Source organism: Frondihabitans australicus (assembly GCF_003634555.1).
Lineage (GTDB): Bacteria > Actinomycetota > Actinomycetes > Actinomycetales > Microbacteriaceae > Frondihabitans > Frondihabitans australicus.
The window spans coordinates 2,742,049-2,761,451 of sequence record NZ_RBKS01000001.1; the positions used below are offsets into that span (position 1 = coordinate 2,742,049).

Annotated in this window: 21 protein-coding genes; 2 read left to right on the plus strand and 19 right to left on the minus strand. The window is 71.1% G+C overall.

Translation table 11 applies throughout. The annotated features are described in order from the left end of the window. Positions 1-23: 23 nt before the first annotated feature. The 4 genes from guaB to groES all read right to left on the minus strand — a co-directional run bounded on the left by guaB (position 24) and on the right by groES (position 3,470). The gene (guaB, locus tag C8E83_RS12850) at positions 24-1,526 is read right to left on the minus strand and encodes an IMP dehydrogenase (RefSeq protein ID WP_121370261.1); all 1,503 of its coding nucleotides are present in this window, start codon (positions 1,524-1,526) and stop codon (positions 24-26) included. A gap of 86 nt (positions 1,527-1,612) precedes the next feature. Then, positions 1,613-2,164, minus strand: coding sequence for a GNAT family N-acetyltransferase (locus C8E83_RS12855; protein ID WP_121370262.1), 552 nt, complete (start codon positions 2,162-2,164; stop codon positions 1,613-1,615). 95 nt (positions 2,165-2,259) lie between these two features. Next, complete coding sequence (locus tag C8E83_RS12860; RefSeq protein WP_121370263.1) at positions 2,260-3,012, minus strand: GDSL-type esterase/lipase family protein; 753 nt, start codon at positions 3,010-3,012, stop codon at positions 2,260-2,262. Positions 3,013-3,173: 161 nt separating this feature from the next. After that, the gene (gene groES / locus C8E83_RS12865) at positions 3,174-3,470 is read right to left on the minus strand and encodes a co-chaperone GroES (protein ID WP_121370264.1); all 297 of its coding nucleotides are present in this window, start codon (positions 3,468-3,470) and stop codon (positions 3,174-3,176) included. 144 nt (positions 3,471-3,614) lie between these two features. Between groES and C8E83_RS12870 the strand changes: the two genes are divergently transcribed. Further along, the gene (locus tag C8E83_RS12870; RefSeq protein ID WP_121370265.1) at positions 3,615-4,802 is read left to right on the plus strand and encodes a class I SAM-dependent methyltransferase; all 1,188 of its coding nucleotides are present in this window, start codon (positions 3,615-3,617) and stop codon (positions 4,800-4,802) included. Between the two features lie 51 nt (positions 4,803-4,853). On the opposite strand, the gene C8E83_RS12875 is transcribed toward C8E83_RS12870, so the two are convergent. The 9 genes from C8E83_RS12875 to glmS are packed head-to-tail and all read right to left on the minus strand — an operon-like array spanning position 4,854 to position 13,059. Beyond that, positions 4,854-5,615 carry a DUF4190 domain-containing protein gene (locus C8E83_RS12875; RefSeq protein ID WP_121370266.1) on the minus strand — a complete coding sequence of 254 codons (762 nt, stop codon included), beginning with the start codon at positions 5,613-5,615 and terminating at the stop codon, positions 4,854-4,856. A gap of 15 nt (positions 5,616-5,630) precedes the next feature. After that, a complete protein-coding gene (tsaD, locus tag C8E83_RS12880) occupies positions 5,631-6,686 on the minus strand; it encodes a tRNA (adenosine(37)-N6)-threonylcarbamoyltransferase complex transferase subunit TsaD (RefSeq protein ID WP_121370267.1) in 1,056 nt (351 codons plus the stop codon). Further along, entirely contained in the window at positions 6,683-7,189 is a 507-nt protein-coding gene (gene rimI / locus C8E83_RS12885; protein ID WP_342768925.1) for a ribosomal protein S18-alanine N-acetyltransferase, read from the minus strand. Before rimI ends, tsaD begins: the two co-directional genes overlap by 4 nt. Further along, on the minus strand, positions 7,186-7,875 hold the full coding sequence (gene tsaB, locus C8E83_RS12890) for a tRNA (adenosine(37)-N6)-threonylcarbamoyltransferase complex dimerization subunit type 1 TsaB (protein ID WP_121370268.1): 690 nt from the start codon (positions 7,873-7,875) through the stop codon (positions 7,186-7,188). Before tsaB ends, rimI begins: the two co-directional genes overlap by 4 nt. A gap of 2 nt (positions 7,876-7,877) precedes the next feature. Further along, positions 7,878-8,402, minus strand: coding sequence for a tRNA (adenosine(37)-N6)-threonylcarbamoyltransferase complex ATPase subunit type 1 TsaE (gene tsaE / locus C8E83_RS12895; RefSeq protein ID WP_425454766.1), 525 nt, complete (start codon positions 8,400-8,402; stop codon positions 7,878-7,880). Further along, positions 8,399-9,685, minus strand: a complete 1,287-nt coding sequence (gene alr / locus C8E83_RS12900; protein WP_121370269.1) for an alanine racemase — start codon at positions 9,683-9,685, stop codon at positions 8,399-8,401. The genes tsaE and alr (C8E83_RS12900) overlap by 4 nt, the downstream gene beginning before the upstream one ends. After that, positions 9,682-10,776, minus strand: a complete 1,095-nt coding sequence (gene alr / locus C8E83_RS12905) for an alanine racemase (RefSeq protein ID WP_121370270.1) — start codon at positions 10,774-10,776, stop codon at positions 9,682-9,684. Before alr (C8E83_RS12905) ends, alr (C8E83_RS12900) begins: the two co-directional genes overlap by 4 nt. After that, positions 10,773-11,201, minus strand: coding sequence for a holo-ACP synthase (locus C8E83_RS12910; protein ID WP_121371901.1), 429 nt, complete (start codon positions 11,199-11,201; stop codon positions 10,773-10,775). The genes alr (C8E83_RS12905) and C8E83_RS12910 overlap by 4 nt, the downstream gene beginning before the upstream one ends. 10 nt (positions 11,202-11,211) lie before the next feature. Continuing rightward, positions 11,212-13,059 (minus strand): glutamine--fructose-6-phosphate transaminase (isomerizing), encoded by a 1,848-nt coding sequence (gene glmS / locus C8E83_RS12915; protein ID WP_121370271.1) that lies wholly within the window; start codon positions 13,057-13,059, stop codon positions 11,212-11,214. Positions 13,060-13,123: 64 nt separating this feature from the next. On the opposite strand from glmS, the gene coaA reads away from it, so the two are divergent. Further along, positions 13,124-14,086, plus strand: coding sequence for a type I pantothenate kinase (coaA, locus tag C8E83_RS12920; protein ID WP_121370272.1), 963 nt, complete (start codon positions 13,124-13,126; stop codon positions 14,084-14,086). A gap of 74 nt (positions 14,087-14,160) precedes the next feature. Here coaA and glmM read toward each other — a convergent pair whose 3' ends face one another. The 6 genes from glmM to C8E83_RS12950 all read right to left on the minus strand — a co-directional run bounded on the left by glmM (position 14,161) and on the right by C8E83_RS12950 (position 19,288). After that, positions 14,161-15,531, minus strand: a complete 1,371-nt coding sequence (gene glmM / locus C8E83_RS12925) for a phosphoglucosamine mutase (RefSeq protein ID WP_121370273.1) — start codon at positions 15,529-15,531, stop codon at positions 14,161-14,163. Between the two features lie 19 nt (positions 15,532-15,550). Then, the gene (gene rpsI, locus C8E83_RS12930; RefSeq protein ID WP_121370274.1) at positions 15,551-16,036 is read right to left on the minus strand and encodes a 30S ribosomal protein S9; all 486 of its coding nucleotides are present in this window, start codon (positions 16,034-16,036) and stop codon (positions 15,551-15,553) included. A gap of 29 nt (positions 16,037-16,065) precedes the next feature. Continuing rightward, on the minus strand, positions 16,066-16,512 hold the full coding sequence (gene rplM / locus C8E83_RS12935; protein ID WP_121370275.1) for a 50S ribosomal protein L13: 447 nt from the start codon (positions 16,510-16,512) through the stop codon (positions 16,066-16,068). A 140-nt stretch (positions 16,513-16,652) separates the two neighbouring features. Then, a complete protein-coding gene (gene truA, locus C8E83_RS12940) occupies positions 16,653-17,531 on the minus strand; it encodes a tRNA pseudouridine(38-40) synthase TruA (RefSeq protein ID WP_121370276.1) in 879 nt (292 codons plus the stop codon). 83 nt (positions 17,532-17,614) lie between these two features. Then, positions 17,615-18,247, minus strand: a complete 633-nt coding sequence (gene rplQ, locus C8E83_RS12945; RefSeq protein WP_121370277.1) for a 50S ribosomal protein L17 — start codon at positions 18,245-18,247, stop codon at positions 17,615-17,617. 48 nt (positions 18,248-18,295) lie between these two features. Continuing rightward, complete coding sequence (locus tag C8E83_RS12950; protein WP_121370278.1) at positions 18,296-19,288, minus strand: DNA-directed RNA polymerase subunit alpha; 993 nt, start codon at positions 19,286-19,288, stop codon at positions 18,296-18,298. Between the last annotated feature and the right edge of the window lie 115 nt (positions 19,289-19,403).

Genomic DNA, 19,403 nt, shown 5'->3' on the forward strand with positions numbered 1-19,403 from the left:
TACCGGCTCGGCCGGAGGCGGACTCAGCCGCGGTAGTTGGGCGCCTCCACGACCATCTGCAGATCGTGCGGGTGGCTCTCCTTCAGGCCGGCCGCGGTGATGCGCACGAACTTGCCGCGCATCTTCAGCTCGGGGATCGTGCGGCCGCCGACGTAGAACATCGACTGACGCAGACCGCCGGCGAGCTGGTAGACGACGTTGGCGAGCGCGCCGCGGTAGGGCACCTGACCCTCGACGCCCTCGGCGATCAGCTTGTCGTCGGAGGGCACGTCGGCCTGGAAGTAGCGGTCTTTCGAGTACGACGTGTTCTTGCCGCGGGTCTGCATGGCACCCAGCGAGCCCATGCCGCGGTAGTTCTTGAATTGCTTGCCGTTCACGAAGACGAGGTCGCCGGGGCTCTCGTCGCAACCCGCGAGGAGCGAGCCGAGCATGACGCTGTCGGCGCCCGCGACGAGGGCCTTCGCGATGTCGCCGGAGTACTGGAGGCCGCCGTCGGCGATGACCGGCACGCCGGCCTCGCGCGCCGCGAGCGACGCCTCGTAGACGGCGGTGACCTGCGGCACGCCGACGCCGGAGACGACGCGGGTGGTGCAGATCGAGCCCGGGCCCACGCCGACCTTGATGGCGTCGGCGCCGGCGTCGATGAGGGCCTGCGCGCCCGAGCGGGTCGCGACGTTGCCGCCGATGACGTCGATGTGCGCGAACGTCGGGTCGGACTTGATGCGCTTGATCATGTCGATCTCGCCCTGGCTCTCGCCGTTCGCGGTGTCGACCACGAGCACGTCGACGCCCGCGTCGCGGAGCGCCTGCGCGCGCTGCCAGGCGTCGCCGAAGAAGCCGATCGCCGCGCCGACGCGGAGGCGACCCTGGTCGTCCTTCGTGGCGTCGGGGTACTTCTCGGTCTTGTCGAAGTCCTTGACCGTGATGAGACCGCGGAGCTTGCCGTCGGCGTCGACGAGCGGGAGCTTCTCGATCTTGTGCTGGGCGAAGATCGCCACCGCGGAGTCGGGGTCGATGCCCTCGGGCGCCGTGATGAGGTTCTCGCTCGTCATGACGTCGCGCACGAGGGTGGTGGCCATCTCGAACTTCGAGACGAAGCGCATGTCGCGGTTGGTGATGATGCCGACGAGGGTGCCGTCGCGCTCGACCACGGGGAGGCCCGAGACGCGGAACTGGCCGCAGAGGGCGTCGACGTCGGCGACCGTGGAGTCGGGCGACGTGGTGACCGGGTTCGTGATCATGCCGGACTCGGAGCGCTTCACCTTGTCGACGTGCGCGGCCTGGTCTTCGATGGAGAGGTTGCGGTGGATGATGCCTATGCCGCCCTGGCGCGCCATGGCGATCGCCATGCGCGACTCGGTCACGGTGTCCATCGCCGCCGACAGCAGCGGCACCGCCACGCGGATCCGCTTCGTGAGGCGCGACGAGGTGTCGGCCTCGGAGGGGATGACGTCGGTCGCCGCCGGAAGCAGCATGACGTCGTCGTACGTGAGTCCGATGAAACCGAAGGGGTCCGGCTGATCCATGTGCCACCTTGTGCGCGAGAGGTTGGAGGGGGAACCGGAGTCGCCGTCGAGAACCGGTGGTCCATATTAACTCAGACGCGTGGAAACTATTCCCCCTCGTCGGGCTCCAGAATCCGCTGGAACAGCACGTGGTCCTGCCACCGCCCGGCGATCTTCACGTAGGCCTGAGCTACGCCGATCGGCGTGAAGCCGTTGCGACGCAGGACGCCCTGCGACGCGGCGTTGTGCAGCAGCGTCGCGGCCTGGACGCGATGGAGGCCCAGTTCATCGCGGGCGACGACGAGCGCGGCCCCGACCGCCGCCGACATCACGCCCGACCCGGCGAGCTCGCCGTCGATCCAGTACCCCAGGGTGGCGCTCTGCGAGACGCCGCGGGCGATCCCCGTGAGGTTCACGCGGCCGACGATTCGTTCGTGCTGCTCGAGGACGAGCGGCAGAGACGATCCTGCGTCACGATCGAACAGCGCGCGTTCGATCTCGACGCCCTGCTGGGCCTCGGTGAAGAACTCGATCGGCCGGGCCGGCTCCCACGGCGCCAGGCGCTCGCGGTTGCGCGTGTACGCGTCGGCGAGCGGGCCAGCGTCGTCGAGGTCGAGAGGGCGGAGGGTCACCCCGCGGGGCAGGTCGAAGGTGCTCACGGAGCGACCCTAATCGCTGCGGCCAGGCGCGTGAGATGCAAGGCGGAGGAGCCGGTCAATGGCGGAGCCATGACCGGCGACGACAACGCCGCAGGTCACGTGCCTGGTCGCAGCGAGGCGGCGAGGGTCTCCCCCCACGCGTCGTGCATCGTCTTCCACGAGAACATCTCCTTGATGAACATGTCGCCGATGCGCCAGGTGGGGAAGGGCACGTAGCTGAGGCCCGGCAGGTGGTCGGCGACGTCGGCGCTGGCGGCGTTGAGCCTGTCGACGCGCTGGTTGATGATGCGGCGGGCCGTGGGGTTGATCGGGCGGAAGTCGGAGAGCGGCGGGATGCCCGAGACCACGACGCGCGGGGCGCGGAGACCGGACTCGGCCTGAATCCTGCGCACCACCGTCTCGAGCTGGGCCGCCCAGCGCTCGGGGCTCGTCGACAGCAGCACGTCGGGGATGCCCAGCAGGAGGAAGGCGACCTCGGCGCCCTGGGCGCCGTACGAGGTGCGGTGCGCCAGCTTCTTCATGGTGAGGTCGGGCTCGGCCACGATCGACCACTCCGCGCCGCGGCCGGAGTCGACGGCGATGTGCTCGGCGGCCCGCGTGACGACGGTGAGGCCGTGGCTCAGGACCCCGTGGCCCGACGCGGCGACGTCGCCGACGAAGAGCATGCGCAGGGGGTCGACGCCGTCGATGTGCGAGACCAGGGCGTCTCGCGGGTAGAGATTGCGGCGCACCTCGAGCTGGTAGAGGGCGAACGAGATGAGCAGCAGGGGTCGACCGAGCGTCAGGAGAGCGGCGGTCAGGCGTCGACGTGCCGGGGGCGTCGGCCGCGCTTCGGGAGGCGTTGACATCGTGACCATCGTGGCAGAGACGACACCTGCCGCACAGCATTGATTGTCCGCAAAACGGGGGACATGCCGCGACGGGCCCCGTGAGACGCCGAAAGGCCCCGTCTCACGAGGAGACGGGGCCTTCGAGGTGCCGGTCGAGACCGGCGCCGGAGAGCCTGTGGCTACTTGACGACGACCGCGAGGACGTCGCGGGCCGAGAGCACGAGCAGGTCTTCACCGGCGTACTTGACCTCGGTGCCGCCGTACTTCGAGTAGATCACCTTGTCGCCGACGGCGACGTCGAGCGGGATGCGGTTGCCGTTGTCGTCGACGCGGCCGGGGCCCACCGCCACGACCTCGCCCTCCTGGGGCTTCTCCTTGGCGGTGTCGGGGATCACGAGGCCCGACGCAGTGGTCTGCTCGGCCTCGACCTGACGGATGACGATGCGATCTTCGAGCGGCTTGATGTTGACCGACACGGTTGACCTCTTCTTTCTCACAAAGCGGCGACAGTATGTCTGTGGTTGGCACTGCACGTGTGCGAGTGCCAGGTCAACTGTAGGGCCCCGTTGGCACTCGGTCAATCCGAGTGCCAGGACCGTCACGGGTGTCACCATGGAGGCATGGACACCGCAGAGCTCCGCGAGCTCCTCACGCCCGACGGCCTCCGGCTGCTCGACTCCCTGCCGCCCTTCGACGAACGGGCCGACGTCGTCGCCGAGGTGTCGAGGCTGCGCAAGCAGGGCCACGCGCCGGAGCTCGTCGCGGCCGTCCTCACGCAGGCCAGGCTGAGGGCCCGCGGCGTCGCGAAGTTCGGCGAGTTCGCGTCGCGCATGCTCTTCACCGAGGCCGGGCTGGAGCAGGCGACGCGTCTGCCGGTCGCCTCGTCGCACGCCGGCCGCTACCGCCGCGCCGGCGTCTCCCGCGTGGCCGACCTCGGCTGCGGCATCGGCGGCGACGCGATGGCCTTCGCAGCCCTCGAGCTCGGCGTGCTCGCGGTCGATCGCGACGAGGTCACCGCCGCCATCGCGACGTACAACCTCGCACCCTGGCCGGCCGCCTCGGTCGAGCTCGGCGACGCGAGCGAGGTGCCGCTCGACGGCGTGGACGCGGTGTTCCTCGACCCGGCGCGTCGCACGGCCGGGCATCAGGCCACGAGCAGGCTGCAGGATCCTGCGCAGTGGTCGCCCTCCCTCGACGTGGCGTTCGGGTTCGCCGAGCGGATGCCGACCGGCGTGAAGCTCGGCCCCGGAGTCGACCGCGACCTGCTGCCCGACGACGCGGAGTGCCAGTGGATCTCGGTCGACCGCTCGGTGGTCGAGGTCGGCGTGTGGTTCGGCGACCTCGCCAGGCCGGGCGTGCGGCGCTCGGCGCTCGTGTTCGGGCCGTCGGGCCCGGCGGAGATGAGCGCGGCCGGAGACACCGAGGACGTCGAGGTCGGCGACCTCGACGAGTACCTCTACGAGCCCGACGGCTCCGTGATCCGCGCCAGGCTGATCGGCGACCTGGCCCGGCAGCTCGAGGCGACCACGATCAGTCGCGACATCGCCTATCTGACGGCGCCGACGGCCGAGCAGACGCCGTTCGCGCAGTGCTTCCGAGTCGTCGAGACGTTCCCCCTCGACGAGAAGCGACTGCGGCAGGAGCTGCGGGCTCGCGGCATCGGGCGGGTCGAGATCAAGAAGCGCGGCGTCGACATCGATCCCGCCGTCTTCCGGAAGAGACTGCAACTCGCCGGCAGCAACGAGGCGACGCTGGTGCTCACCCGGGTCGCCGGGCGGCACACGGCGCTGCTCTGCGAGCGGGTCTGACCCGAGGCCCCGGCGGCCGCGTGCTTCGCGTGCGCGCCGGGGCGGCCGGGGTCAGTTGCCGTAGGTGCTGTTCTGGAAGCTCTGCGAGTGCGTCACCAGCACGGCGATGAAGATGATGTAGATGATGATGAACACGATCGACACGATGCCGAGGATGATGCCGGCGAGCGCCATGCCCTTGCCCGACTGACCGCTCGTCTTGATCCGGTTGCGCGCCATCACGCCGGTGATGATCGCGGCGATACCGGCCAGGCCGCCGGTGAAGAATCCTGCGATGCCGCAGATCAGGGCTGCGATGGCGAGGCCCGAGGTCGAGCCGGGCTGCGGGCCGTAGTTGTAGCCCTGCGCGCCGTAGGGGTTCGGCTGGCCGTAGGCGGGCTGCTGACCGTAGGCGGGCTGCTGGCCGCCGGGCTGCTGACCGTAGGCGGGCGGCTGCTGCCCGTAGCCCGACTGCCCCTGCCCGTACGACGGCGTCTGCTGCCCGTACGATGGCGCCTGCTCGCCGTACGACGGCGTCTGCTGGCCGTACGACGGAGGCTGCTGCGCCGACGACGGCTGCGAGTAGTCGGGCGTCGCCGGGTAGCTCGGCTGACCGTACGACGGAGCCTCGGGAGCCGAGGGCTCGCCGGGCGCGGAGGGCACCTCGGGGCCGGTCGGCGCGGAGGGAGCCGCAGGCGCACCGGGCGCAGGTGTCGAGTCAGGCTGCGGGGTCGAACTCGACCACGACTGCCCGAACTGGGGCGACGACTCGGGCGTACCGGAAGCGGCGTCGCTCGACGGGTTCTGGTCTTCGGGGGTCTTCTCGTCCGACATGGCCACAGCCTACTCTCAGACAGCTTGCGCGCTCGTGACCGGGAGGGTCGAGTCCGCGCCGAACGACAGCGGCGACGCCGGTCGGCCACGCGCGACGAGCTCCGCCCCCAGCGCGGCGATCATGGCGCCGTTGTCGGTGCAGAGCGACAGCGGCGGGATCCGCAGCGCGATGCCCGCCTCGGCGCAGCGCGACGCCGCGACCTCGCGCACGCGGGCGTTCGCGACCACGCCGCCGCCGAGCAGCAGTCGCGGCACCCCGAGGTCGCGGCACGCCGCCACGGCCTTCGTCAGCAGCACGTCGACGACCGCCTCGCGGAAGCTGGCGGCGACGTCGGCGGTGGGCACCTCTGCTCCTGCCGCCTCGAGCTTCTCGACATGGCGTGCGACGGCCGTCTTGAGGCCCGAGAACGAGAAGTCGTAGCGGTGCCTCTCGAGGTCTTTCGGCAGCGTGAGGCCCCGGGCGAACCTGATGGCCGCAGGATCGCCCGACGCCGCGACGCGATCGATCTGGGGGCCGCCCGGGTACGGCAGCCCCAGCAGCCGCGCGACCTTGTCGAAGGCCTCGCCGGCGGCGTCGTCGATGGTCTCGCCGAGCAGCTCGACGTCGTCGAGGAGGTCGCGCACGTGCAGCAGCGAGGTGTGCCCGCCGCTGACGAGCAGGGCGATGGTCGGCAGCTCGATGGCCGACCCGTCGTCTCGCAGCACGTCGGCGCCGACGTGCCCGACGAGGTGATTCACGGCGTAGAGCGGCTTGCCCGCACCGAGGGCGAGCGCCTTGGCGGCACCCACGCCGACCATGAGCGCGCCGGCGAGGCCCGGCCCCGAGGTGACGGCGATCGCGTCGACGTCGTCGAGCGCGAGCCCGGCCTCGGCGAGCGCCGCGTCGAGCGTCGGCTGCAGCGCTTCGAGGTGGGCGCGCGCGGCGATCTCGGGCACGACGCCGCCGTAGCGGGCGTGCTCGTCCATCGACGACGCGATGACGTTGGCCAGCAGGGTGCGGCCGCGGACGATGCCGACCCCGGTCTCGTCGCAGCTCGTCTCGATGCCGAGCACCACGGGTTCGCCGCTCATGCCGCGCCTCCTTCGGGTCGATCCGGGGCGGGGTGGCGCAGCCGCATGACGAGCGCGTCGACCCCCTCGGGCATGTAGTAGCGGGGCCTCGTGGCGATGCCCTCGAAGCCGAGCTGCTCGTAGAGCGTCTGCGCGCCGGGGTTGTCGACGCGCACCTCGAGGAACGTCTCGCGCGCCCCGCGGTCGACGGCCTCGGCGAGCAGGCGCACCATCAGGTCGCGGGCTATGCCTCGGCGGCGCGCGGCGGGCGCGACCGCAATGGTCTGGATGTCCGAGTCGGGCGAGCCGACGGGCGCGAGCATGCCGGCGTAGGCGATCACGAGCCCGGCGTCGTCGACGGCGACGAGGTAGTACGCGGTCGAGTTGGCGAGCTCGCCCGCCATGGTCTCCGGACTCCAGGCGTCGCTCACGAACACGCTCGTCTCGAGCGCCATGATCGCGTCGAGGTCCTGCGGATGCGCCCGCCTCACCGAGTAACCGGCCGTGCCGGTGTCGGCACTCACGAAACCCGCTTCGGCGCCCCGGGCACCGTCACGTCGGGCGAGCGGAGGTACAGCGGCACGTCGGCGGCGAACGGGCGAGCATGCGCGTACAGCGTCTCGCCCAGCATGCCGAGAGCGGCCGCCGAGACGACGGTCTCGGCCGGGTCGGTGCGGGTCGCGCTCGCGACGAACTCAGGGCCGCAGGAGCCGCGAAGGGCCTCGTCGAGATCCCCCGGCCGCACGAGACCCGGCTCGCCGAGACGCACGGGCAGACCTTCGGCATCCAGCCCCGTGTACGCACTCCAGTACACCTCGCGACGGCGTGCGTCGGTGACGACGAGCAGGGGCCCGGGCACGGATCCCTCGGCGGCGGCCCCCGTGGCACGAGCGAGCCCGCCGAGCCGCTCGAAGGCGACCGCGTCGTGGCTGACGAGCGGCAGGCAGGGCTTCCCGGCCCCGAAGGCGAACGCGCGGGCGGCGGCGATCCCCACCCGCAGACCGGTGAACGGCCCTGGGCCCATGCCGGCGATCACGGCACTGAGGTCGCGCGGCGCGACGCCCGCGGTGTCGAGGCAGGAGGCGATGGACTCGCCGATGACCTCGGCGTGGCGGCGGGTGTCGGTCTCCGTGACCTCGGCGAGCACTCCCCCGTCACGGTCCACGACGGCGACGGACGTGCCCGACGAGGTGTCGATCGCGAGAAGCATCCCTATATCGTAGGCGGCGCCGGCTGCAGCGAGACGCCTTCCCACCGGGGGCCGAAGCCGTCGATGCGCACGTGACGCGGCTCGTCGAGGGTGTCGCGCGGCTCCTGCGCCCCCGCGTCGTCGTCGGTGTCGCCGGTGGGCCGCGCGATGGTGACCTCGAGCCACGACTCGGCGACGCCGTCGAGGAGGCCGGAACCCCACTCGACCACCACGACCGACGACGCGTAGTCGAGGTCGAGGTCGTCGAGCTCGGCAGCCGAGCCGAGCCGGTAGGCGTCGACGTGGACGAGCGGTGCTCCGCCGGCCGTCAGCGACGGGTGGGTACGCGCGAGGACGAAGGTCGGCGACGCCACCTGGCCGCGGACGCCGAGGCCGCGGCCGATGCCCCGCGTGAGCGTCGTCTTGCCCGCGCCGAGCGGGCCGGTCAGGATCACGAGGTCGCCCGCGCGGAGCGAGGCGGCGAGGTGCTCGCCGAACGCGTCCATGGCGTCGGAGTCGGCGATGTCGCCGTCGAAGAGCGTCGTCACGACACGTACACGCGCTCGACGCGCGGCCCCATCGAGCAGGTGATCTCCTCGCCGATCGTGCCGATCAGGTCGGCCCACTCGCCGACGGTCAGCTCGCCGTGGTCGCCGGTGCCGAAGAGGGTCACCTCGTCGCCGACCGCGACCTCGTCGTCGCCGACGTCGACGAGGAACTGGTCCATGGCGACCCGCCCGACGATCGGGTAGCGCTTGCCGCCGAGCGCGACCGACGCCCCGCCGGCACCTTCGCCGGGCGTGCCGTCCGGGCCGACGCCGAGCTGAGAGCGCCGCGAGATGCCGTCGGCGTACCCGATCGGCACGAGCGCGACCGTCGTGTCGCGGGGCGCCCGCCAGGTGTAGTCGTACGAGACGCCCGTGCCCGCGGCGATCCGCTTGACCCGCGCGACGCGGGCGCTCAGCGTCATCACCGGCACCAGCCCGCGATCGGCGGCCGTGAGGCCGTCGGTCACGGGGATGCCGTACGTGTTCGCGCCCATCCGCACCATGTCGAGCCGCAGCTCGGGCCGCTCGAGGCCCGCGCTCGACGCGGTGAGGTGGCGACGCTCGAAGACGGCGCCGAGGGCGGCGGCGCGCTCGACCGCCTCGGTGAGCGCGACGGCCGAGTCTGTGTCTTCGTCGTCGGAGGCCTCGGCCAGGTGCGAGTAGACGCCGCGCAGCCGGACGACGCCGGCAGCGGCCAGCGCGACGGCGCGCTCGACGAGAGCGTCCCAGTCCTCGGGAGCCGCGCCGTCCCGGTGGAGGCCGGTGTCGACGTTGAGATGCACGAGCGCCTGCAGCTCGACCGGCACCTGGGCGTCGGGCCCCGCGTCGGGGGCTGCGGCGCGCGTCGACGACTCCACCGCCGCGGCCACCGCCTCCAGCTGCCCGAGGGTCGAGATGCCGAGATCGACGCGCTCCGAGATCGCGCGCTCGAACGTCTCGGTCGGGGCGAACTGCCAGGCGAACAGGGCCACGCCGTCGTCGCCGGGCTCGCGGTCGGGCGAGAGGCCGGCGGCGCGGAGCTCGTGGGCGTTCGCCAGCTCCAGCACGCCCAGCCACCGGACGCCGGCCGTCACCGCGGCACGTGCCATCGGCACGGCGCCGTGACCGTACGCGTTCGCCTTGACGACGGCCATGAGGGCGGCAGGAGCCACGACCTCCTGCAGGTGCGCAAGGTTCGCCCGGTAGGCGCCCAGGTCGATCGTGGCCCGACGCAGCCAGGCCGTCTCCGTCGTCGAGGCCGCCGCGGCCGCCGCGGCGGCCGGCGTCTCCGCGGACGCGTTCACACGTACCTCCTCGGCAGACGCGGTGAGAGCCGCGCCACGACCTCGTAGTTGATGGTGCCCGTCGCCCGCGCCCAGTCGTCCACCGACGGGTGCCCGGCGGCCGGGTCTCCGAAGAGCACGGCCTCGTCGCCGATCGCGACACCGTCGGCGTCGGCACCGAGGTCGACGGTCAGAGCGTTCATCGCGATGCGGCCGACCACCGGTCGAAGGCGCCCGCCCACCAGCACCGAGGCCCGGTTGCTGGCGAAGCGCTCGACGCCGTCGGCGTACCCGATCGGAAGCAGCGCGAGCGTGGTGTCGTGCGGGGCCCGCCAGGTGTAGCCGTACGAGGTGCCCTCGCCCGCCTTCACGCTCTTGACCCCGACCACCGGCACCGTGAGGGTCAGCGCCGGCCGCAGGCCGAGGTCGGCCGACGAACGGTCGTCGAAGGGGCTGAGCCCGTAGCCGGCGAGGCCGAAGCGCACCATCGTGATCCGCGAGGCTCCGTAGGTCAGCGCCGCCGCGGAGGCCGCGAGATGCTGCAGCGGCGGCGTGATGCCTCGCTCGATCAGCATGCCGACGGCGCGCACGAACGCGGCCATCTGGAGGCCGTCCTCGTGCGGCGACGTGTTCGACAGGTGGCTCATGATCCCCTCGACGCGCACCCGGTCGGCGAGCGCGGCCGCCCGGTCGAAGAGCGCCTCCCACTCCGACTCGACCGCGCCATTGCGGCTGAGGCCGGTGTCGACGCAGAGGTGCACGACCGGGACCCCCGCCGCAGCGCAGGCCTCGAGCTGCGCGAGGTCCGAGATCGCCGGCGTGATGTCGTGCCGCACCGCCAGCTCGAAGGTCTCCCCCGGCGCGTGCAGCCACGCGAGGATCGGCACGCTGATCCCGCTCTCGCGGAGCGCCGCGGCCTCGCCGAGGTCGACGACCCCCAGCCAGTCGACCCCGGCGTCCTCGAACGCCCGCGCGCCGCCGGCGGCGCCGTGGCCGTAGCCGTTCGCCTTCACGACGGCCAGGACGCCCGCGGGCTCGACGGCCTTCCGCAGCACCCCGATGTTGTGTCGCAGGGCCGCGGTGTCGATCGTGAGGAGGGCTTCGGCCGTCATCCTGCGACCCGGCCTTCGTGACCTCCGGTCGAGGGCGCAGGATCCGAGACCCCGCCCGCCGACACCCTCTCGGCCACCACGAACGCCGTGGCCACCCCCGCGTCGTGGCTCAGCGAGAGGTGCACCGCGGTGACCCCCCGCGAGTCGGCGAGTGCCCGCGCACCGCCGGTCATCGTCAGCGACGGCGCCCGCTGATCGTCGGCCCCGACGACCATGTCGTGCCAGAAGACCCCGGTGGAGCCGCCGAGCGCCTTGATCAGCGCCTCCTTCGCGGCGAAACGGGCCGCGAGGGACTCGATGCGGCGGGGTTCGCCGTCGCGCTGCAGCTCGGCCTCGGTGAAGAGGCGTTGGCGCAGGGCCGGAGTGCGGGCCAGGGAGCGACCGAATCGCTGCACGTCGACGACGTCGACGCCGATACCGACGATGCTCACGGGACTACTCGACGGTGACCGACTTGGCCAGATTGCGCGGCTGGTCGACGTCGAGGCCCTTGGCGCTCGCGAGCTCCATGCCGAAGATGTGCAGCGGCACGACGGCCAGCAGCGGCTCGAACAGGGGCGCGGCGAGCGGGATGTGGATCACCTCGTCGGCGAACGGCAGCACGGCCGCGTCGCCGTCCTCGGCGATCGCGATGACCCGGGCGCCGCGGGCGCGGATCTCCTGGATGTTCGAGACCACCTTCGGGTGCAGCGAGCGCGGGTCGCGCGGCGACGGCACGATCACGAAGACGATCTGCCCGGGCTCGATCAGGGCGATCGGACCGTGCTTGAGTTCGCCGGCCGCGAAGCCCTCGGCGTGGATGTAAGCCAGCTCTTTGAGCTTGAGCGCGCCCTCGAGCGCGATCGGGTAGCCGACGTGGCGGCCGAGGAAGAGCACCGAGTGCGTGTCGGCCATCCAGCCCGCCAGCGTCTTGATGCGCTCGCCCGACTCGAGCACGCGCGAGATCTTCTCGGGGATCGCCTTCAGGTCGTCGATCTGCTGCGCGATCTCGTCGGCGCTGAGCGTGCCGCGGATCGTCGCGAGATGCAGGCCCAGCAGGAACAGCGCCGTGCCCTGCGCCACGAACGCCTTCGTCGACGCGACGGCGACCTCCGGGCCGGCGTGCGTGTAGATGACCGCGTCGCTCTCGCGCGGGATCGTCGCGCCCTGCGTGTTGCAGATCGACAGCACCTGGGCGCCCTGCTCGCGCGCGAACTTGACGGCCATGAGGGTGTCCATGGTCTCGCCCGACTGGCTGATCGACACGACGAGCGTGTGCTGATCGAGCACGGGATCGCGGTAACGGAACTCGTGGGCGAGCTCGACCTCGACGGGAAGCCGCGACCACTGCTCGATGGCGTACTTGCCCAGGATCCCCGCATACGCCGCCGTGCCGCACGCGATGACGATCACCCTGTTCACCGTGAGGAGGCGGTCGCGGATCGCGTCGAGGTCCTCCAGGTGCACCATGCCGTCGACCACGCGGCCGAGGAGCGTGTTGGCGACGGCCTCGGGCTCTTCGGAGATCTCCTTCGCCATGAAGCTCGACCAGCCGCCCTTCTCCGCCGCGGAGGCGTCCCAGGTGACCTCGAACTCCTGCGCTTCGACGGGGGTGCCGGCGAAGTCGATGACGGCGACGTGCGACGGGGTGATGGTGACGATCTGATCCTGCCCGATGGCCATCGCACGCTGGGTGAACTCGACGAACGCGGCGACGTCGGAGCCGAGGAAGTTCTCGCCGTCGCCGAGGCCGATCACCAGCGGCGAGTTGCGGCGGGCGCCGACGACGACGCCGGGTTGGTCGGCGTGGACGACGAGGAGCGTGAAGGCGCCCTCGAGGCGGTTCACGACGGCGCGGAGGGCCTCGGTGAGGTCGCCCGTCTCGCGGTAGGCCCGGGCGACGAGGTGCGCTGCGACCTCGGAGTCGGTCTCGCTGGCGAACTGCACGCCCTCGAGCAGGAGCTCTTCTTTCAGCTCGGCGAAGTTCTCGATGATGCCGTTGTGGATGAGCGCGAGACGGCCGCCGTCGGAGAGGTGCGGGTGGGCGTTTCCGTCGGTCGGGCCGCCGTGCGTCGCCCAGCGCGTGTGGCCGATGCCGGTCGCGCCGTTCGCCAGCGGGTGTTCGGCGAGGTCGTCGACCAGCACCTGCAGCTTGCCGGCCTTCTTCCGCATGCCGAGCGTGCCGTCGGGGCCGACGACGGCCACGCCGGCCGAGTCGTACCCGCGGTACTCGAGCCGCTTCAGCCCGCCCAGGAGCACCTCGATGCTCTTGTCCGAACCGACGTAACCCACGATGCCACACATGCGTGTCAGCCTATTCGGTCCCGTCTGAGCGGTCGTCCGCCACCGGGCGGATACCCTCATCCTCATGGCTTACGACGCTGCCGCCACGACCGCGACCGCCGCTCCGGCGCATCCGACCCCGTTCGTCGAGATCGACCGCGCCGCGTGGGCCGCCCTCGCGCCCGTCGCGAAGAACCCGCTCACCGAGACGGAGCTGGTCCAGCTGCGGGGACTCGGCGACCGGCTCGACCTGCAGGAGGTCAGCGACGTCTACGTGCCGCTCAGCCGCCTCATCAACCTCTACGCCTCGGGCGCGAGCGAGCTGCACCGCCGCACCAGCGCGTTCCTCGGCGAGCGCGCGCAGCGCACCCCCTTCGTGATCGGGGTCGCGGGGTCGGTTGCGGTGGGGAAGTCGACGGTCTCCCGGCTCCTGCGCGAACTTCTCAGCCGCTGGAGCGACACGCCCCGCGTCGAGCTGGTCACCACCGACGGGTTCCTCTACCCGAACGCCGAGCTCGAGCGCCGCGGCATCATGGACCGCAAGGGCTTCCCGGAGTCGTACGACCGGCGCGGGCTGCTGAAGTTCGTGTCGCAGGTGAAGAGCGGAGCGCGCGAGGTGCGGGCGCCGTTCTACTCGCACATCGAGTACGACATCGTGCCGGGCACCGAGGTGGTCGTGAGGCAGCCCGACATCCTCATCGTCGAGGGGCTCAACGTGCTGCAGCCGGCGGTCGGCGGGCGCCTCGCGCTGAGTGACCTCTTCGACTTCACGATCTACGTCGACGCGCGCACCGGCGACATCGAGAACTGGTTCGTCGAGCGGTTCCGCAAGCTGCGCGAGGGGGCGTTCAGCCAGGAGGAGTCGTTCTTCCACCGCTTCGCGTCGATCCCGGAGGACGAGGCGCTCGGCTTCGCCCGCGAGGTGTGGCGCACGGTCAACGAGCCCAACCTGCGCGACAACGTGATCCCGACCCGGTCGCGCGCCACCCTCGTGCTGCGCAAGGGCGCCGATCACAAGGTCGCTTCGGTGCTCCTCCGCAAGATCTAGCCCCCGGCGACGAAACGCGACACCTGCGACGCACGGGAACGTCGCAGGTGTCGCGTTGTGTCGCAGAGAGAGGACTAGGCGGCGTCGACCGCCAGCTGCTCGCGCACGACGTCGGCGAGGCGATGCGCGACGCGGTCGGCGTCCTCCTGCGAGGCCGCTTCCACCATCACGCGCACGAGGGCTTCGGTGCCCGAGGGGCGCAGGAGCACACGGCCCGAGTCCCCGAGTTCGGCCTCGGCCTCGGCCACCGCGGCGTCGATCACGGCGTGACCCGCGAGCGCGGCCCGGTCGACGCCCTTGACGTTGATGAGCACCTGCGGGAAGACCGTCATGACCGCCGCGAGCTCGGCGAGAGTCTTGCCCGTGCGAGCCATCTCCGCCACGAGGGAGAGCCCGGTGAGGACCCCGTCGCCGGTGGTGGCGTGCTTCGTGAAGACCACGTGGCCGGACTGCTCGCCGCCGAGGCTGTAGCCGTGGGCGTTCATCTCCTCCAGCACGTAGCGGTCGCCGACGCCGGTCTCGACGACGGTGATGCCGTGCTCCTGCATGGCCCGCTTGAGGCCGAGGTTCGACATGACCGTGACGACGAGGGTGTCGTCGTTGAGGTCTCCGCGCTCTTTGAGGGCGACGGCGAGGATGGCCATGATCTGATCGCCGTCGACGACGTTGCCGGACGCGTCGACCGCGAGGCAGCGATCGGCGTCGCCGTCGTGGGCGATGCCGACGTCGGCACCGTGCTCGAGGACGGCCGCGGCGAGCTTGTCGAGGTGCGTGGAACCCACGCCATCGTTGATGTTGAGCCCGTCGGGGTCGGCGCCGATGAGAGTCACGGTCGCGCCCAGGTCGGTGAAGACCTCGGGGCTGACCGCCGACGCCGCGCCGTTGGCGCAGTCGAGCACCACGTGGATGCCGTCGAGGCGGTTGCGGATCGCGCCGAGCAGGTGCACGACGTAGCGGTCTTCCGCGTCGGCGAAGCGCCGGATCCGGCCGACCTCGCCGCCGATGGGCATGAGGCGCTCGGAGTCCATCATCGCCTCGATGCGGTCTTCCACCGCGTCGGGCAGCTTCTTGCCGCCGAAGGCGAAGAACTTGATGCCGTTGTCGGGAGCCGGGTTGTGCGACGCCGAGATCATGACGCCGAAGTCGGCACCCGAGTCGTCGACGAGGAAGGCGGCGGCAGGGGTCGAGATCACGCCGGCGTCGAGGACGTCGACGCCCGACGAGGCGAGCCCGGCGGCCACGGCCGCACCGAGGAACTCGCCCGAGATCCGGGGGTCGCGCGCGAGGACCGCCGTGGGGCGGCGCCCCTCGCGGCGGCGCGCGTCAGCGTGACGCCCCTGAGTGAGCACGACCGCACTCGCCTGGGCGAGGCCCAGGGCGAGTGCGGCCGTCAACTCGCGGTTGGCAAGGCCCCGAACGCCGTCGGTACCGAAGAGTCGCGTCATCGCGAAGCCTCGCCGGAGATTAGCGCTTCGAGAACTGAGGAGCCTTGCGGGCCTTCTTGAGGCCGGCCTTCTTGCGCTCCTTGACGCGAGCGTCGCGGCTCAGGAAGCCCGCCTTCTTCAGCTCGGCGCGGTTGTTCTCGACGTCGATCTCGTTCAGCGAACGGCTGATGCCGAGGCGGAGGGCACCGGCCTGGCCCGAGGGGCCACCACCCGTGATCTTCGCGACGACGTCGTAGGAGCCGAGGAGGTCGAGCACCTTGAACGGGTCGTTGATGAGCTGCTGGTGCAGCTTGTTCGGGAAGTACTCCTCGAGCGTGCGGCCGTTCACCGTGAAGGTGCCGGTGCCGGGCGTGAGGCGCACGCGGGCGATGGCCTGCTTGCGACGACCGACGGCACCGCCGGAGACGGTGAGGACGGGACGGGGAGCCGAGGCCTCGACCGGAGCGGTGCTCTCGGTCGTGTAGCTCTCGGGAGTGTTTTCGATGGAATCGGCGATGCTGGCCACTGTAGGAATCCTTTTGCTCTGAGCGGGCGCTACTGGGCGACCTGGTCGAGGGTGTACGGGGTCGGCTTCTGAGCCGCGTGGGGGTGCTCCGGGCCCGCGTAGACCTTCAGCTTCGAGATCTGAGCGCGACCGAGCGAGTTCTTCGGCAGCATGCCCCGGATCGCCTTCTCGACGGCGCGGGTCGGGTGCTTCTCGAGCAGCTCGGTGTAGCTGGTGGCGGTGAGGCCGCCCGGGTAGCCCGAGTGGCGGTACGCCTTCTTCTGCGCGAGCTTGGAGCCGGTGAGGGCGACCTTCTCGGCGTTGACGATGATGACGAAGTCGCCCATGTCCATGTGCGGAGCGAAGGTCGGCTTGTGCTTGCCGCGCAGGAGGGCGGCGGCGTGGCTGGCGAGGCGGCCGAGGACGACGTCGTTGGCGTCGATGATCAGCCACTGCGGCTGAACGTCAGCCGGCTTGGGAGAGAAAGTGCGCGTCACAGTAGTGCTGCTTTCTGGTCGAGGTGAGAGGTTCGTGAATCCCGCTCCGTTGGGGTTGTCGCACGATGTGCGGCAACGCGTCAGGTGGAGGGCTCAACTTCGGGTGCAGCGCGCAGTAGCGCAGACACCAAGGGGATACGTTACACGGTCTCCGGGCCGTCGGCAAACGACGGGCGTCGGGCGCGGGTGACGGCGGCCCGCGCCTCGAGCTCGTCGTCGGGCGGGTATTCGACGTGCACGAGGGTCAGGCCGTGCGCCGGCGCCGTCTTGAAGCGCGAGCCGCGCCTCCTCTCGTCCCGGATGCCGGCCAGGTCGCCGGGCTCGATGCGCCCGTCCCCCACGGCCAGCGTGGCGCCCACGAGCGATCTCACCATGCTGTGGCAGAAGGCGTCGGCCCGCACGTGCGCCAGCAGCACGCCCTCGTCGTCGCGACGCCAGGCGAACTCCTGAAGCGTCCGGATCGTCGTCGCACCCTCGCGCGGCTTGCAGAAGGTCGCCCAGTCGTGCAGGCCGAGCAGCGACAGCGCCGCACCGTTCATCCGGTCGACGTCGAGCCGCGAGGCGTGCCAGAGCGTGTCCCCGCGACGCGTGGGCGCCCACAGGGCCCCGAGGTCGGCCACGCGGTACTCGTAGTCGCGCCACAGGGCCCCGTACCGCGCGTCGAACGTCTCGGGCACCGGGTGACCACCCAGGATCCTGAGGTCCGCCGAGCGCCCCGCCAGCCCGTTCACGCGACGCACGAGGCTCTCGGCAGGGCCGCGCCCCTCGTCGCCGCGGCGGCCGCGCAGGGCCGCGACCTGCTCGTCGGAGAGGTCGAGGTGGACGACCTGGCCGGTCGCGTGCACGCCGGCGTCCGTCCGGCCGGCGACCGTGAGCTGCGGCGCCGGTGCGTGGTGGTGGAAGATCGTCGCGAGCGCGCCCTCGATCTCGCCCTGCACCGTGCGCAGACCGGGCTGCCTGGACCAGCCCGTGAAGCCCGACCCGTCGTAGGCGACGTCGAGCCGGATCCTGGTGTTCACGACGCAAAAGTCTACGTGCCCCTCGCAACGGCGGAAGGCCCGCTCCCCCAGGGGAACGGGCCTTCGCGCAGGAGCTGGCGAGACTACTTGGTCTCGTCGTCCTTGGGCGCCTCGGTGGTCGCCTCGATGATCGTCTCGTCCGACGCGGTGAGGTCGTCAGCCGACTCCGACTCGAGCTCGGCGGTCGTCTCGGGGGTCTCGTCGCTGTCGACGGGAGCCTCGGTCGTGGCCTCGATGATCGCCTCGTCGGAGGTGGTCAGCTCGTCGGCGGGCTCCTCCAGGAGGGCCTCGGTGGTCGCGGGGACCTCGGCCTTGGCGGCCTTGGTCGACGTCGACGACTTCTTCGCCTTCGGGGTGACGGGCTCGAGCACGAGCTCGATCTGCACCATGGAGGCGTTGTCGCCCTTGCGGAAGCCGAGCTTGGTGATGCGTGTGTAGCCGCCCTCACGGAGCTCGAGCAGCGGCGCGACCTCCGAGAACAGGATGTGGGTGGTCTCCTTGTTGCGGAGGATGCTCATCACGCGACGGCGCGAGTGCAGGTCGCCGCGCTTGGCGAACGTCACGAGGCGCTCGGCGACGGGACGAAGGCGCTTGGCCTTCGTCTCGGTCGTCTTGATGCTCTTGTGCGTGAACAGCTGGCCCGCCATGTTGGCGAGGAGAAGGCGCTCGTGGGCCGGACCGCCGCCGAGGCGGGGACCCTTCGTGGGCTTGGGCATTGTCGTTTCCTAAGGTGTTGAGAAGTGTCGGACGGGGTGGGCGATCGCCTAGTTGGCGTCGTCCTCCTCGTAGCCGGAGTAGAAGTGGGCGCCGTCGAAGCCGGGCACGGTGTCCTTGAGGGAGAGGCCGAGCTCGACGAGCTTGTCCTTCACCTCGTCGACCGACTTCTGACCGAAGTTGCGGATGTTCATCAGCTGGGTCTCGCTCAGAGCGACGAGCTCGGAGACCGTGTTGATGCCTTCGCGCTTGAGGCAGTTGTACGAGCGGACCGACAGGTCGAGGTCCTCGATCGGGGTCTGCAGCTCGCTCGAGAGGACGGCGTCGACCGGCGCGGGGCCGATCTCGATGCCCTCGGCCGCGGTGTTCAGCTCGCGGGCGAGACCGAACAGCTCGGTGAGCGTGCGGCCCGCCGAGGCGATCGCGTCGCGCGGCGAGATGGCCGGCTTCGTCTCGACGTCGACGACGAGGCGGTCGAAGTCGGTGCGCTCGCCGGCACGGGTGGCCTCGACGCGGTAGGTGACCTTGAGCACGGGCGAGTAGATCGAGTCGATCGGGATCTGCCCGGCCTCGGAGAACTCCGAGCGGTTCTGCACTGCCGAGACGTAGCCGCGGCCACGCTCGATGGTGAGCTCGAGCTCGAACTTCGCCTTGTCGTTGAGGGTCGCGATGACCAGCTCGGGGTTGTGCACCTCGACGCCGGCGGGGACCGAGATGTCGGCGGCGGTGACCTGACCGGCGCCCTGCTTGCGCAGATAGGCGGTGATCGGCTCGTCGTGCTCGCTCGAGACCACGAGGCTCTTGATGTTCAGGATGACCTCGGTGACGTCCTCCTTGACACCGGGGACCGTCGTGAATTCGTGGAGGACACCGTCGATGCGGATGCTGGTGACAGCGGCGCCGGGAATCGAGGAGAGGAGGGTGCGACGCATCGAGTTGCCGAGCGTGTAGCCGAAGCCGGGCTCGAGGGGCTCGATCACGAAGCGGGAGCGGAACTCCGAGATGTTCTCCTCGGTGAGAGTGGGGCGCTGTGCAATGAGCACTGTGGATTCCTTTCGGCGAAGAGTCCGCTATATGACTCTTGGCGGTACGACTGGTGGCTGGCAGTCGGTCTGTTGAGTTGTGCCTGGGGGCCGAGACGGAGTCGTCGCGACGTGC